This is a genomic window from Pseudomonas inefficax, assembly GCF_900277125.1.
GTDB lineage: Bacteria > Pseudomonadota > Gammaproteobacteria > Pseudomonadales > Pseudomonadaceae > Aquipseudomonas > Aquipseudomonas inefficax.
The window spans coordinates 45,723-60,811 of the sequence record NZ_OPYN01000150.1; the positions used below are offsets into that span (position 1 = coordinate 45,723).

The window sequence follows — 15,089 nt, forward strand, 5'->3', positions numbered from 1 at the left end:
CAGGGCAGATGCACGAATTGCTGGGGCTGCTTCGCAGCCCTCTCGCGACACAAGGCCGCTCCTACATTGGGCTGCGTAGGCCAGAAGTGTGTATCTCAGGCGCCCTGCCCTACGCTGCCAACTACCACCCCACGTGCCCGACGCCGCGTGACCAGCAGCCCGGAACACACCACCAGCACCGCCAGCACCATGGTCGATACCACTTCCAGACGGTGATCCGGGCGGAACAGCATCAGCACCAGCACACCACTGATGAACAGGATCACGCCCCAGGTCAGCCATGGGAACAGCCACATGCGGTAGCCCAACGTCTTGCCCTGTGCAGTCAGGCGCTGGCGCAGGCGCAGCTGGGAAACGGCGATCACCAGGTACACCAGCAAAGCAATGGCGCCGGAGCTTGCCATGAGGAAGCCGAACACCTTGGCCGGTACCAGGTAATTGGCGATCACGGCCAGAAAAGCTGCGCCAGTGGACAGCAGCACAGCTACCACCGGGGTGCCGCTGCGGCTGGTCACCTGGGCACAGGCCGGCGCATCACCGCGGCGGCTCAGCGAGTAGACCATGCGCGAAGCGGTATACAGCGACGAGTTGAGGCAGCTGGTCACCGACGTCAGCACCACGAAGTCGATGATGGCCTTGGCATTCGGCACGCCCAGGGTGTCCAGCACCGTGACATAGGACCCTTCTGTGGCCAGGCGCGGGTCAGTCCACGGCACCAGCGCGATGACGATGAAGATCGACAGGATGTAGAACAGGGTGATTCGCCAGATCACCGAGTTGGTGGCCTTGGAAATATGCTTGCCTGCTTCGTCCGATTCGGCCGCGGCGATGGTCACCACCTCGGCACCGAGGAACGAGAACATGGTAATAAGCATGGCACTGAGCACCGCACCAAAACCGTTGGGCATGAAACCGCCATTGTCCCACAGGCGCGACACCCCGCTGACACCAGAGCCTGGCAGCAGGCCGAAGATGGCGCACACCCCCAGTGCGATGAAGCCGACGATGGCCACCACCTTCACCAGCGCCAGCCAGAACTCGAACTCACCGTAGTTCTTCACGCTGAACAGGTTGGTGGCGGTCAGCAACAGGGTAATCACCAACGACAAGACCCAGATCTCCAGCTGCGGGACCCAGGAATTGATGATGGTGGCGGCGATATTGGCCTCGATGGGGATGATCAGTACCCAGAACCACCAGTACAGCCAGCCGATGGTGTAGCCGGCCCACTTGCCGATGGCGAGGTCGGCATAGGTCGAGAACGAACCGGTGTCCGGTGAGGCAACGGCCATTTCGGCCAGCATGCGCATCACCAGCACCACCAGCGCACCGGCCAGCATATAGGCCAGGATGGTGGCGGGCCCTGCTTCGGCAATCGCACGGCCGGAGCCGACGAACAGGCCGGCACCGATCACGCCGGCAATGGACAGCATGGTGACATGTCTGGACTTCAATCCATGACTCAAATTGTTCTTGTGGGTTTGCATGGCGCTACCTTGTTGTTTTTGTCATGCCCACGCAGGGGCCGCCGGCTTGCACGTCACCGGCGCAGGCGCGAAAAAGCCCGCCCTGCCCCAGATGGTGAGTAGGGCAGTACGGGTTGAGTAAAACGAAACCGCAGAACGTATTACGGGTAAGTCAGCCGCCAGCCCGCTGGCGAGGCGCCAGGTCGGCCTTGGGGAAACTGCCGCCTTGGCGGCCGACCTGCTCGCAAACCTTGTCGACGATGTAGGCACCGATCGGGATGGCGGAGGTGGCGGCAGGCGACGGTGCATTGCACACATTGACGCTGCGAGCGGTGTTGACGAACAGGAAGTCGTCGATCAGCTTGCCGTCACGCGAAACGGCCTGGGCACGCACGCCGGCCGGGTATGGCGTGAGGTCGGCCTTGGTGATGCTCGGGCAGTACTTCTGTACCTGCTTGAGGTACCCCCCCTTGAACAGCGAGTTCTTCATCTCGATCAGGCCAGGGCGGAAGTTCTTCGCCAGCACCTTGAGGATGCCGGGGGTGGTCAGGGTCTGGAACAGGTCGGCCGGGCTGACGTCGCTCTTGCGGTAGCCCTCGCGCTTCATTGCCAGCACGGCGTTGGGGCCAACGGTGACCGTGCCGTCGATCATGCGTGTCAGGTGCACGCCCAGGAACGGCATGGACGGGTCGGGAATCGGGTAGATCAGGTGGTTGACGATCTGGTTGTGCTGCTTGGGCAAAAGGTAATACTCGCCCCGGAACGGGCAGATGACGAACTCGGTACGCAAGCCCAGCATGCTCACCACGCGGTCGGCCATCAGGCCCGAGCAGGTCACCAGGAAACGGCTGCGCAACTCGTCGTCACGATGCTCGCCACGCGTGCGCACGATCACTTCGCTGGCCAGCTCCTGCAGGCCGACCACCTCGGCGCCATAGCGGATTTCACCGCCGGCGCGCTGAAACTCGGCCCCCATGGCCGCAGTCACTTCGGCGTAATTGACGATGCCGCTGGAGGGCACGAAGATGCCGCCCATGCCAACGATATTGGGCTCGCGCTCGCGCAGCTCGGCCGCCGACAACCAGTAGCGCTCCAGGCCATTGGCCGCAGTGCGCTCCCACAGCGCCTTCATGCGCTGCATTTCCAGGTCGTTGGTGGCCACCAGCAGCTTGCCGCACTCATCGAAGCGGATACCGTGCTGGGTGCAGAAGGCCTTGGTGGCCTTGTTGCCTTCCAGGCAGAAGCGCGCCTTGAGGCTGCCGGGGGTGTAATACACGCCGGCGTGGATCACGCCGCTGTTGTGGCCGGTCTGGTGGCGGGCCGGGCCGGACTCTTTCTCCAGCAGGAGAATCTTCGCATCCGGGTAGACCTTGATCAGGTGCATGGCCGTGGACATGCCCACAATGCCACCGCCAATGATGATGAAATCGTACACAGCCTTACCTCACACGCAGGCATTGCCTGACTGGCTCACCACGGCCCGCGCGGGCCCAGGTGGCATCGTTTTGTACAAAGACGCTGGGCGGGCGCCCGCCCAGCGCCCTGTCATTATTGCCCGCGCTGGTACAGCGGCTTGGGGAAGGCCACGTAACCGCGCTGGCGCATCAGCTCGCGGCGCAGGCCTTCGTGCGGCGTGAAGCGGTCGCGGCCATGCAGCCAGAACAGGTTGTTGATCAGCAGGAAGCTACCCACGCCAACCGGTACCGAAAGCTTATTCTCGCTGCCTTCCAGCGATTCGGACAAGGCGTTCAGCCAGATGCCCTCCTCGTAGTTTTCCGGCTGTACGAACTGGTCGATGTAGCGCATGGTCGGGCGGCCTTCGGCATCGGTGTCGAATACCGAGTGGAACACATCCTCGGAGACCTTCTTGCTCGGCGGTGCGGTCCAGCGCATTTCGCGACGGGCCAGCGGGTGGCGGAAGAACTCGTCGCACTGCTCCCAGTCGTCCAGGTGCAGCAGCAGCGAGTTGCCGCCTTCCATGTTCTTTTCGTCGATCTTCAGCATCAGCACGTAGTCGGTGATCTGGTCGACGAAGGTGCCATCGTTGTGCAGCTCCATGACCCGGTGCGGCTGGCGCAGGTAGCTGTCGGAGTTGTCGGTGTTGACCACCACGAAGCGAGCATAGAACTGCCCGCTCATGGCGTCGTAGTTGGAGCGCCCGATCAGGTGTGCGCAGGCGGTGGTGAACTTGACCATGTCCTCGGCCTGGCTCACGTCATCCAGGCCGACCGGGGTGATCAGCATGCCGCCGCTGGCGCGGTTGAGGATGGTATTGAGCAGCACCGGGCGCAGGGTGCCCTGGCACAGCTCGTCGAGGATCTCGCCAACCCGGAAGCGCAGGAACGACTTGTACTCCAGCGCCTGCACCGGCCACTGGGCAACCGCGTGGACGAACGCTTCGACCGTTTCACGGGCGAAGGTGAGTTCAAGCAGGCGCGGCGACTGTTTCGAGGGGGCGATGGTGTAACCACGCGGTTCGAGCGGCAGTGGCATCACAAGTTCGTCGATCTGCGTAAAAGCGTTCATGGCTGTGTCCTGGCAGAGAAAGTGAGTGGCGCTGTCCGGTCATGACTTGGATCAGTGCGGGCGAGGTAAAATTATCGCCATAACTGAAAAATGTCTACATTTTTATTATTCAGCGACAAAACATGTGTTTGTCCATTGTTTTTCGCCAGCGAACGCTTTCGGTATGATCGACAAAACCGTTTGAGGAACAGGACCTTGGAAGCGCTCGCCCCCCGACAAAACTCAGCATTCAGCGGGTATGAGAGGCTCAAGAAGGACATCATCCGCGGCATCTTCAAGCCCGGAGAAAAGCTGCTGATGAGTGCTCTGAAGGAACGCTACGACCTGGGCGTGGGCCCGCTGCGCGAAGCACTGTCGCAGCTGGTGGCCGAGCATCTGGTCAACGCTATCAGCCAGAAGGGTTACCGCGTGGCGCCCATGTCGCTTGACGAGATGAACGACATCTACGATGCCCGCGCCAACCTGGAGGCGATGATCATCACCCTGGCCATCGAGCGTGGCGACGACGCCTGGGAGGCGTCGGTACTGGCCCACTCGCATACCCTGGCCAAGGTGGTGGAAGTGAAGACCCGCGAGCAGCGGCTGGATGTATGGGACGAGCGGCACAAGGCGTTCCACACGGCCATTGCCTCGGGCTGCGGCTCCAAGCACCTGCTGCAGGCGCGCACCTACCTGTTCGACCAGGCTGAGCGCTACCGGCACCTGTGGCTGACCCAGACGGTGTTTTCGGAACAGGCCCTGGAGCTCAAGCGCCAGGAGCATGCTGCACTGGTGGAAGTGATTCTGGCCCGGGACGCCAAGCGCGCCAGCGCCATGATGCGTTCGCACCTGATGACACCGGTGCCGATCATTGCGCAGATCATGCATGCCGAGGGGATCGGCGCGCGCTGAAACAGCGCGGTGCCTGCTTCGCGGGTAAACCCGCTCCCACAGGGATGTCACCGCCCTTGGGGGCGACGCTGCACCTGTGGGAGCGGGTTTACCCGCGAAGAGGCCGGCGCAGGCAAAACACCCTAGATGAATTTTTCTTAAATCGCCGTTTGGCTATTCTTTGGCACAATCAAGTCTCCATTAGATGCCCGGGAACCAGCATGCCTCGCGTACTGACCATCGAAGACGACGCCGTCACCGGCCAGGAAATCGTCGCCGAACTTACCAGCCACGGCCTCGACGTGGATTGGGCCGACAACGGCCGTGAAGGCCTGGCCAAGGCCATTGCCGGCGGCTACGACCTGATCACCCTGGACCGCATGCTGCCCGAGGTCGATGGCCTGACCATCGTCACCACCCTGCGCAGCCTCAAGATCGCCACGCCGATCCTGATGATCAGCGCCCTCTCCGACGTCGACGAGCGGGTGCGTGGCCTGCGTGCCGGGGGTGACGACTACCTGACCAAACCGTTCGCCTCCGACGAGATGGCCGCGCGAGTCGAAGTACTGCTGCGTCGCAACAGTGTGCCCATGACCCAGACCCGCCTGCAGGTCGCCGACCTGCAACTGGACCTGATCAGCCACGAAGCCCGTCGTGGCGAACAGACCCTCAACCTGCTGCCCACCGAGTACAAGCTGCTGGAGTACCTGATGCGCCATAGCGGCCAGGTGATCACGCGGATGATGATTTTCGAGGAAGTCTGGGGCTACCACTTCGACCCGGGCACCAACCTGATCGATGTGCACATCGGCCGCCTGCGCAAGAAAATCGACTCCCCCGGCCAGTCGCCGCTGATCCGTACGGTACGGGGCTCCGGCTATGCCATTGCTGAACCCGTCTAAGGGCTGGAGCTCCTCGACCAGCCGCCTGCTGGCGCTGTACAGCTTTCTGTTCGTGGCCTGGAGCAGCATCCTCATGGGGGTGCTGTACTTTGAGGTATCCAGCTACCTGAACAAGCTCACCCGCCATTCCATGCTGCAGCGCCAGCACCTGTTCGCGCACATGAGCGGCAAACAGCTGGACGACGCCCTGGTCGCCAGCCAGGCCTTCGAAGAACGCAGCTTCGACGCCTACGGCCTGTTCGACAGCCAGCTCAACCCGATCGGCGGGCGCATTCGTGCCATCCCGCCAGAGCTGGGGCTGGACGGCAAGGTTCACGAACTCAAGCGCTGCCTGGACGCCGACGACCCGCACATGCCGCGCGACAGCTGCGACGCGGTGGCGATCAAGGTGCAGGATGGCCGTTGGCTGGTGCTGGTGCGCGACAACGGCTCGCTGTTCGTGGTCACCCGGATCATCCTGCATGCCTTGCTGTGGGGGATCTCGCTGACCCTGATCCCGGGCTTTGCCGGCTGGTATCTGCTAAGGCGCCGCCCGCTCAAGCGCATTCGCGCGATACAGGCCCAGGCCGAACTGATCGTCGCCGGCGACCTTACCCACCGCCTGCCGCTGTCGGCCCGGCGTGACGAGCTGGACATGCTGGCGGCCATCGTCAATGCCATGCTCGACCGCATCGAGCGGCTGATGCACGAGGTCAAGGGCGTGTGCGACAACATCGCCCACGACCTGCGCACCCCGCTCACGCGCCTGCGCGCCCAGCTGTACCGCATTCGCCAGCAAAGTGAGGTCGACTCCACCCAGGCCGAGGCACTGAACCAGGCCATCGGTGAAACCGACACCCTGATGGCGCGTTTTCGCGGTTTGTTGCGCATCAGCGAGCTGGAAGACCGCCAGCGGCGAGCCGGTTTCGTCCAACTTGACCCGCACGAACTGCTGGTGGAGCTGCACGATTTCTACTTGCCGTTGGCCGAGGATGGCGGCATTCGCCTGGAACTGCAGCAGCCCGCTGAACTGCCGGCATTGCACGGTGACCGCGAACTGCTGTTCGAGGCATTGGCCAACCTGGTGGGCAACGGTATCAAGTTCACCCCCGAGGGTGGGCAGGTGCGGATTAGCGCGACGCAGGACGAGCAAGGCGTGCACCTGGCCATCGAGGACAGCGGGCCAGGTATTCCGGAAGAAGAGCGTGCTGCGGTGTTGAAGCGCTTCTATCGTAGTGAGGAAGGCCACCGCCATGCTGGGTTCGGGCTGGGGTTGTCGATCGTTGCGGCGATCGTCGACCTGCATGGGTTCGGGCTGGAGGTGGGGGAAAGCGAGCTGGGTGGGGCCAGGTTGGTGTTGCACTGCCCGTTGGCCGGGTTGGCCAAATAAAAGCGGGGCCGCTTTGCGGCCCATCGCGACACAAGGCCGCTCCTACAAGGATTGCGCAAGCATTGAATGCGGCGCCATTCCTGTAGGAGCGGCCTTGTGTCGCGATGGGCTGCAAAGCAGCCCCCTTGAGACCGATCAGTCAGCCAGACGCCAGGTAGTGCCACCCTTGCTGTCTTCCAGCACCACACCCATGGCGGTCAGCTGATCGCGAATGCGGTCGGACTCGGCCCAGTTCTTGTCCGCACGCGCCTGCAGGCGCGCCTGGATCAAGCCCTCGACCTCAGCGGCATCCACCTTGCCTTCGGCACCGGCACGCAGGAATTCATCGGCTTCCAGCTGCAGAACACCCAGCACATCACCCAGCTCGCGCAGGCGACCGGCCAGGCCGGCAGCGGCCTCCACGTCGCTGTCGCGCAGGCGGTTGATCTCGCGCACCAGGTCGAACAGCACGGCGCAGGCCTCGGGGGTGCCGAAGTCGTCGTTCATGGCCACGCTGAAGCGCTCGACAAACTCTTCGCCACCCTTGGCCGCCACTCGTGGCAAGCCACGCAAGGCGTGATAGAAGCGCTCCAGTGCGCCCTTGGCATCGCGCAGGCTGTCTTCCGAGTAGTTGATCGCGCTGCGGTAGTGACTAGCCACCAGCAGGTAGCGCACCACTTCCGGGTGGTACTTCTCGAGCACGTCGCGAATGGTGAAGAAGTTGTTCAACGACTTGGACATCTTCTCGCCATTGATACGGATCATGCCGCAGTGCATCCAGGCGTTGGCGTACTGCTTGCCGGTGGCTGCCTCGCTCTGGGCGATCTCGTTCTCGTGGTGCGGGAACTCCAGGTCGCTACCGCCGCCGTGGATGTCGAAGCTTTCACCCAGGCAGCAGGTGGACATCACCGAGCATTCGATGTGCCAGCCCGGGCGCCCCGGCCCCCACGGCGACTCCCAGCTCGGCTCGCCCGGCTTGACGCCCTTCCACAGCACGAAGTCCAGCGGGTCCTGCTTGGCTTCGTCGACCTCGATACGGGCACCGATGCGCAGGTCTTCGATCTTCTTGCGCGACAGCTTGCCGTAGCCGACGAACTTGCCGACGCGGTAGTACACGTCGCCGTTGCCCGGTGCGTAGGCATAACCCTTGTCGATCAGGGTCTGGATCATCGCGTGCATGCCGGCGATATGGTCGGTGGCGCGAGGCTCCTGGTCCGGCGGCAGGATGTTCAGGCGGCGCTCGTCTTCGTGCATCGCGTCGATCATGCGGGCGGTCAGGGCGTCGAAGCTTTCGCCGTTCTCGTTGGCCCGGTTGATGATCTTGTCATCGATGTCGGTGATGTTGCGCACGTAGGTCAGCTCGTAGCCGCTCTTGCGCAGCCAACGGGTGACCAGGTCGAAGGCCACCATGCTGCGGCCGTGGCCGAGGTGGCAGTAGTCGTACACGGTCATGCCGCACACGTACATGCGTACCTTGTTGCCATCCAGCGGCTTGAAGGTTTCCTTCGCTTTGCTCAGCGTGTTGTAGATGGTAAGCACGGCGGTTCCTCAGCTGCCCCAGGAGTCACGCAGGGTGACAGTGCGGTTGAACACCGGGCGGCCCGGCTGGCTGTCTTTCAGGTCGGCGCAGAAGTAGCCTTCGCGTTCGAACTGGAAACGGTCCTCGGGCTGCGCCTGGGCCAACGAAGGCTCGGCACGGCAGCCGCTGAGCACTTGCAGCGAGCCTGGGTTGATGTTGTCCAGGAAGCTGCCGCCCTCTTCGGTCTTTTCCGGGTTCGCCGAGCGGAACAGGCGGTCGTACAGGCGCACTTCGCACTCGACGCTGCCCTCGGCCGGCACCCAGTGGATCACGCCCTTGACCTTGCGGCCTTCGGGGTTCTTGCCCAGGGTGTCCGGGTCGTACGAGCAGCGCAGCTCGACGATGTTGCCGTCGGCATCCTTGATCGCCTCGTCGGCGCGGATCACGTAGCTGCCGCGCAGGCGCACTTCACCGGCCGGTTCCAGGCGCTTGTAGCCCTTCGGCGGCTCTTCCATGAAGTCGTCGCGGTCGATGTACAGTTCACGGGAGAACGGCAGCACGCGCACGCCCATGTCTTCTTTCGGGTGGCGCGGCAGTTCGAGCTGCTCGACCTGGCCTTCCGGATAGTTGGTGATGACCACCTTCAGCGGGCGCAGTACGCACATGGCGCGTGGCGCGGTGCGGTCTAGGTCGTCACGGATGCTGAACTCGAGCATGGACATGTCGACCACGCCGTCGGAACGGTTGGTGCCGATCATTTCGCAGAAGTTGCGGATCGAGGCCGGGGTGTAGCCACGGCGGCGGAAGCCGGACAGGGTCGACATGCGCGGGTCGTCCCAACCTTCGACGTGCTTTTCGTCGACCAGCTGCTTGAGCTTGCGCTTGGACGTGATGGTGTAGTTCAGGTTCAGGCGGCTGAACTCGTACTGGCGCGGGTGTGCCGGCACCGGCAGGTTGTCGAGGAACCAGTCGTACAGCGGACGATGCCCTTCGAACTCCAGGGTGCAGATCGAGTGGGTGATGCCTTCGATCGCGTCCGACTGGCCGTGGGTGAAGTCGTAGTTCGGGTAGATGCACCACTTGTCACCGGTCTGGTGGTGGTGGGCATGGCGGATACGGTACAGGATCGGGTCGCGCAGGTTCATGTTCGGCGAGGCCATGTCGATCTTGGCCCGCAGCACGCGCTCGCCATCCTTGAACTCGCCGGCCTTCATGCGGGCGAACAAGTCGAGGTTCTCGTCAACGCTGCGCTCGCGGAACGGGCTGTTCTTGCCCGGTTCCTTGAGGTTGCCGCGGTATTCCTTGGCCTGCTCAGGGGTAAGGTCGCAGACGTAGGCCTTGCCACGCTTGATCAGCTCGACCGCCCAGTCGTGCAGCTGGTCGAAGTAGTCCGAGGCGTAGCGCACGTCACCGGCCCAGTCGAAGCCCAGCCACTTGACATCGCTCTGGATGGCGTCGATGTACTCCTGGTCTTCCTTGGCCGGGTTGGTATCGTCGAAACGCAGGTGGCAGACGCCCCCGAATTCCTTGGCCAGGCCGAAGTTGACGCAGATCGACTTGGCGTGACCGATGTGCAGGTAGCCATTGGGCTCCGGCGGGAAACGGGTGACGATGCTGCTGTGCTTGCCCGAGTCCAGGTCGGCCTGGATGATCGGCCGCAGGAAGTTCGCAGGGACAGCGGGGGCGCCTTTGGCAGCGGCGTTGGGCGCGTTGTCGGCAGTGGGCTTGCTCATAGGATCCTTGAATGCACGTGTCCGGCCTGGGTAGGCCGATTGAATCAAAGGGCCTATCATAGCCGAAGCAGTCAAGCTGCTGACAGTCGGGCCCGGACAAACTGGCGTGATTTATCACGGCTTTTTGCCGCAGCCTGGCAAAATGGCCGGTGCGCGCCATGTGTCGTGATCGCCTGATCCTGCGTCAGGTGATAACCCGCGCCCTGCGCACCCCAATTTCTGATTGCCTTGAAAGAGCGAGTTTCAGCATGTCCAAAGTCAAACTGAGCACCAACCACGGCGATATCGTCCTGCAACTGGACGCCGAGAAAGCGCCACTGACTACCGAAAACTTCGTTCAGTACGTCAAGGACGGCCACTACAATGGCACCGTGTTCCACCGTGTGATCAAAGGTTTCATGATCCAGGGCGGCGGCTTCGAAGCGGGCATGAACCAGAAGAAAACCCGCGCCAGCATCCAGAACGAAGCTGACAACGGCCTGAAGAACAAGAAGTACAGCATCGCCATGGCCCGCACCATGGAGCCGCACTCCGCCTCGGCGCAGTTCTTCATCAACGCCTCCGACAACGACTTCCTCAACCACAGCGGCAAGAACGTGCAGGGCTGGGGTTACGCGGTATTCGGCGAAGTGATCGAAGGCCGTGAAATCGTAGACGCCATCGAAAAGGTCGCCACCGGTTCCAAGGCTGGTCACCAGGACGTGCCGAAAGAAGACGTAGTCATCGAGAAAGCCGAGATCATTGAGTGATCCTGCTGATCTCCGATCTGCACCTGCAAGAAGAACGCCCGGACATTACCCGGGCGTTTCTTGATCTGCTCGATGGCCGTGCCCGCCATGCCAAGGCGTTGTACATCCTTGGCGACTTCTTCGAAGCCTGGATCGGCGACGATGCCATGACACCCTTCCAGCAGTCAGTCTGCCAGGCCATGCGTCGGCTGAGCGACAGCGGCACGGCCATCTACCTGATGCATGGCAACCGTGATTTCCTGATTGGCCAGGCCTTCTGCGACGCTGCGGGCTGCACGTTGCTGCACGACCCCAGCGTGATCGAGCTGGGTGGTGAGCAGGTGCTGCTGATGCATGGCGATACCCTGTGCACCCGCGACCTAGGCTACATGAAAATGCGCCGCTTGCTGCGCAACCCGCTGAGTTTGTGGATTCTGCGCCACCTGCCGCTGTCGGCCCGCTACAAGCTGGCGCGCAAGCTGCGCAGCGAAAGCCGCACGCAAACGCGGATGAAGTCCACCGAGATCGTCGATGTCACGCCGGAGGAAGTACCGAAGGTGATGGCGGCGCATGGTGTACGTACCTTGGTGCATGGGCATACCCATCGGCCGGCGATACACAAGCTGGTGGTGGACGGGCAACCGGCACGGCGTATCGTGCTGGGCGACTGGGACCGCCGCGGTTGGGCCTTGCAGGTTGACGAGCAAGGGTTTCAGCTGGCGCCGTTCGAGTTTTCCTGACCGACCGAGTCGCCTTTTTCGCGGGTAAACCCGCTCCCACAGGTAATGCACAGGGCTGAATGCGCCGCGATACCTGTGGGAGCGGGTTTACCCGCGAAGAGGCCGGCACAGGCTAACGCCTCAAGGCCGGCTGACCACCGCCCCTCCCACAGGTAATGCACAGGGCTGAATGCGCCACGATACCTGTGGGAGCGGGTTTACCCGCGAAGAGGCCGGCACAGGCTAACGCATCAAGGCCGGCTGACCACCGCCCCTCCCACAGGTAATGCACAGGGCTGAATGCGCCGCGATACCTGTGGGAGCGGGTTTACCCGCGAAGAGGCCGGCACAGGCTATCGGCTCAAGGCCGGCTGACCACCGCCCCCTTGTCCCCCTCGCTGATCACCACTTCCCGGTACTCGGGATCAGCCTTGATCTGCGCCTCGGTAAACGGAATCACCGCCAGTTGCCCGGCCGCAAACGCCTTGGTCTGGTCACTGGCATGCACCGAAGCCGCTTCACTCGACTGGGAAAACGCCAACAGCCCACGGGCCTCTGGCCCCTTGTCGGTAAAGCTGACCAGTTGCAGATAGCTGGTACCGCTGACCACCAGCCGCTTGCCCTGCCCGTGCGGTACGCTGTAGATCGCGTTGTACACGCCCAACGCCTGCGGGCCACCCGGTACCGGCGTACCATCGCTTGCCTGTTGCACCTGCCCCCAGCGCACCTCCCCTGCCATGCCGCTGTCACGCACCTGCTCGATCGACGCCAGCGCGGCCTGGTGCAGCAGCTTGCCCACGGCCGCCTGCTCGACCGCCAGCCCGCGCGGGGTGTGCTGTGGGTCGGCCGGGTCGAAGGCCACCCGCCAGCTTTCCGGGTGATCGGCCAAGGCATCGAACAGGTTCTGGAAATGCACCAGGCCAATGCCACTGTCCAAGTCAGCCTTGCCATTCCAGGCCGCCAGGCTGCTGCACACGGCCCGCACATCCGCGTCGGCGCCCTTGCACCACTGCAGCAGGTCAGGCAGTAGCAGGCTGGCCAGGTAGACCTCGTCATTGGTCACCATGCGCTGCAGGTCGTCAGCACCCAGGCGGGCCGTACCCTGCAGGCGTTGCAGGGCAAAGCGGCCACGCATGCCCAGCGGCTGGTCATCGCGGCTGACCAGCGGCGAGTAACCGGTCAGCGGCTGCGCCGGGTTGGCCATCCAGGCCGGGTCGTTGGAGTTCTGCACGAAGTCTTCGCGCTCCAGGCTCGGCAGTAGCCGCGCGGGGAAGATCCCCGGCTGTGCGGCCTGCGCATCGACCTTCCACTGGCAGGCGCTGCGTGAGCCATCCAGTACCACCAGACGCCCTTGTGCCTGCGGGTTGCTGCACTCACTCAGCAGTTGCTGATCCACATAAGGCACCACTGACTGGTTCAGGTACAAGGCCTTGCCTGGCTGGTCCACCGCCAGCGTGTTGACCCAGGGTATGCCCTGCAGCTGTTCGATCGATCCCTTCAACTTGGCCAGGCTGTCGGCGCGGTTGATCTGGTACCACTGCTGCAACACCCGGGTGTTCTCGAGGTTGGCGTCGCGCAGGCTGTAGGCGGCATGCGCATCCCAGTCCAGGCGCCCCGGCCATTGCACCACCGGGCCGAACTGCGAGCTGTAGACCTGGCGCTGGACCTGGCTCAGGCTGCCATCCTCGGCCTTCACCGCAACACTGACGGTTTGCCGGGTCAGCGGTAGCGACTTGCCATCGAGCAGGTAGCGTGTCGGGTCCTTGGGGTCGAGTTGCAGGCGGTACAGGGTAAAGTGCTTCGACGTATCGACGGTGTGCGTCCAGGCCAGATGCTGGTTGAAACCGATGTTGACCACCGGCAGGCCCGGCAATGCCGCCCCCATCACATCGAGCTGGCCGGGAATGGTCAACTGCATCTGGTATAAGCGCATGCCGCCCATCCACGGGAAGTGCGGGTTGGCCAGCAACAGGCCGCGGCCATTGGCCGAACGCCGGGCGCCGACGGCCACCCCGTTGCTACCGCGCTCCGTGGCAAAGCGTTGCTGCCTGGCCAGCGCCGCGGCAAACCCGGCCGGCGCCTGCTGGCTGGCCAGCGTTGGCGGTTGCGCCCCTGCCAGTGCTTCGACGAACTGCCCGACACCGCCTTCGGCAAGCAGCCGACGGGTCAGCCTGACCAGGTCCTCGCTGCTGATCGGCCGCAGCCACTCGCCTTTGCCACATTCGGCGGGCAAACCCTGGCTGCGGCGCTCGGCCAGCGCCCGGTTGTAGCCGCTGGCATAACCTGCCAGCAGCGCCTGTACTGGCGCCGGCTGCGCCTGCAAGAACGCATCGACTGCCGCCGGCGTGTTGAGCCAGGCGAAGAACACATCGCTGGCCAGGTTTTCACGCTGTTCCAGGGTCTTGCCCTTGGCACCGAAGTAGCGGGAGCGCTCGCCACTCACCGTCAGCACTTCATTGGCCAGCAGGCACAGGTTGTCCTGGGCGTAGGCGTAGCCGATGCCATAACCCAGCCCGCGCTCGTCCTTGGCCACGATGTGCGGCACCCCGTAACTGGTTCGGCGAATCTGCGCACTGGCATCGGCTGCGGCGGACTGCACCGGCGCTGCGCCGACGTTGAAGGCTACCAGGGCGGTGGCCAGGCCAACGCAATTCATGGGACGGGAAAGTGGAAACACGGGCACTCCTCGGCTTCGGGGGTCATCCCGATCAGACGAATGGCCAGATGAAAATTTTACGTATTACAAGGCAATGGAACGTCTTGAACAGAGCCAGGCTTTTTTTTGCGACTGGGCTGCAGTTTTCCCGTTCTCATTCGTCCTAGTAAGTGAGGCACCCAAATTTCGGGTTCGTCCACGAAAAGGAGCATTCACATGTACAACCCGCAACCCGAGATCCAGGCTGGGCGCGTCCCAGGCAAAGCGCCCACGGAACGGGACGTTTTGGCTGACGAACGCATCGGCAACGAACAGATCCGCGAGCTGTTGCGCAGTTTCGGGCTGCGTACCAGCCTGATCCGCCTCAAGGTCATCGATGCCTTGCACGCCGCCGACCGCAATGGCCGCAGCATTGGCGTGCGCGGCGTGCATGCACAGCTGGAACAGCTGGATATTCCGCTGTCGTTCCTGAGCGTGCGCGAAGTGCTGAAGCGGCTGTGCAGCGAGGGCGTCATCCAGCTGGGCAGCGACAAATGCTACAGCCTCGACCCGCAGGCACGCGCGGTGCTGGAGCGAACGCCTGTGCGCTGAGCGCATGGCCGGCCATACCTGGCCGGCCCGC

Annotated in this window: 12 protein-coding genes; 6 read left to right on the plus strand and 6 right to left on the minus strand. The window is 63.3% G+C overall.

Annotated elements, in window-relative coordinates; all coding sequences use genetic code 11:
• Positions 1 to 95 precede the first annotated feature (95 nt).
• From gabP to glaH, 3 genes are all read right to left on the minus strand, one after another.
• Positions 96 to 1,487: a GABA permease gene (gene gabP, locus JV551A3_RS16690; RefSeq protein WP_133972613.1), complete on the minus strand. Its 1,392-nt coding sequence runs from the start codon at positions 1,485 to 1,487 to the stop codon at positions 96 to 98.
• 151 nt (positions 1,488 to 1,638) lie between these two features.
• A complete protein-coding gene (gene lhgO / locus JV551A3_RS16695) occupies positions 1,639 to 2,901 on the minus strand; it encodes an L-2-hydroxyglutarate oxidase (protein ID WP_133972611.1) in 1,263 nt (420 codons plus the stop codon).
• Positions 2,902 to 3,014: 113 nt separating this feature from the next.
• The gene (gene glaH / locus JV551A3_RS16700) at positions 3,015 to 3,992 is read right to left on the minus strand and encodes a glutarate dioxygenase GlaH (protein ID WP_133973161.1); all 978 of its coding nucleotides are present in this window, start codon (positions 3,990 to 3,992) and stop codon (positions 3,015 to 3,017) included.
• Positions 3,993 to 4,187: 195 nt separating this feature from the next.
• Between glaH and csiR the strand changes: the two genes are divergently transcribed.
• From csiR to JV551A3_RS16715, 3 genes are all read left to right on the plus strand, one after another.
• On the plus strand, positions 4,188 to 4,883 hold the full coding sequence (csiR, locus tag JV551A3_RS16705; RefSeq protein ID WP_133973163.1) for a DNA-binding transcriptional regulator CsiR: 696 nt from the start codon (positions 4,188 to 4,190) through the stop codon (positions 4,881 to 4,883).
• 200 nt (positions 4,884 to 5,083) lie between these two features.
• Positions 5,084 to 5,764 carry a response regulator transcription factor gene (locus JV551A3_RS16710; protein WP_112253493.1) on the plus strand — a complete coding sequence of 227 codons (681 nt, stop codon included), beginning with the start codon at positions 5,084 to 5,086 and terminating at the stop codon, positions 5,762 to 5,764.
• Complete coding sequence (locus tag JV551A3_RS16715; protein WP_133973165.1) at positions 5,742 to 7,133, plus strand: sensor histidine kinase; 1,392 nt, start codon at positions 5,742 to 5,744, stop codon at positions 7,131 to 7,133. The genes JV551A3_RS16710 and JV551A3_RS16715 overlap by 23 nt, the downstream gene beginning before the upstream one ends.
• Before the next feature lie 135 nt (positions 7,134 to 7,268).
• Here JV551A3_RS16715 and cysS read toward each other — a convergent pair whose 3' ends face one another.
• Positions 7,269 to 8,651 (minus strand): cysteine--tRNA ligase, encoded by a 1,383-nt coding sequence (gene cysS / locus JV551A3_RS16720; protein WP_133973167.1) that lies wholly within the window; start codon positions 8,649 to 8,651, stop codon positions 7,269 to 7,271.
• A 9-nt stretch (positions 8,652 to 8,660) separates the two neighbouring features.
• Positions 8,661 to 10,364, minus strand: coding sequence for a glutamine--tRNA ligase/YqeY domain fusion protein (locus JV551A3_RS16725; protein ID WP_133973169.1), 1,704 nt, complete (start codon positions 10,362 to 10,364; stop codon positions 8,661 to 8,663).
• Between the two features lie 248 nt (positions 10,365 to 10,612).
• On the opposite strand from JV551A3_RS16725, the gene JV551A3_RS16730 reads away from it, so the two are divergent.
• Positions 10,613 to 11,113 carry a peptidylprolyl isomerase gene (locus tag JV551A3_RS16730; RefSeq protein ID WP_133973171.1) on the plus strand — a complete coding sequence of 167 codons (501 nt, stop codon included), beginning with the start codon at positions 10,613 to 10,615 and terminating at the stop codon, positions 11,111 to 11,113.
• Positions 11,110 to 11,832 carry a UDP-2,3-diacylglucosamine diphosphatase gene (locus JV551A3_RS16735; RefSeq protein WP_133973173.1) on the plus strand — a complete coding sequence of 241 codons (723 nt, stop codon included), beginning with the start codon at positions 11,110 to 11,112 and terminating at the stop codon, positions 11,830 to 11,832. The genes JV551A3_RS16730 and JV551A3_RS16735 overlap by 4 nt, the downstream gene beginning before the upstream one ends.
• A 340-nt stretch (positions 11,833 to 12,172) precedes the next feature.
• Here JV551A3_RS16735 and pvdQ read toward each other — a convergent pair whose 3' ends face one another.
• Positions 12,173 to 14,488 carry a bifunctional acylase PvdQ gene (gene pvdQ / locus JV551A3_RS16745; RefSeq protein ID WP_133973175.1) on the minus strand — a complete coding sequence of 772 codons (2,316 nt, stop codon included), beginning with the start codon at positions 14,486 to 14,488 and terminating at the stop codon, positions 12,173 to 12,175.
• A gap of 195 nt (positions 14,489 to 14,683) precedes the next feature.
• Here pvdQ and JV551A3_RS16750 point away from each other — a divergent pair, with 195 nt between their 5' ends.
• Positions 14,684 to 15,058, plus strand: a complete 375-nt coding sequence (locus JV551A3_RS16750; RefSeq protein ID WP_133973177.1) for a fe2+ zn2+ uptake regulation protein — start codon at positions 14,684 to 14,686, stop codon at positions 15,056 to 15,058.
• Positions 15,059 to 15,089 lie beyond the last annotated feature (31 nt).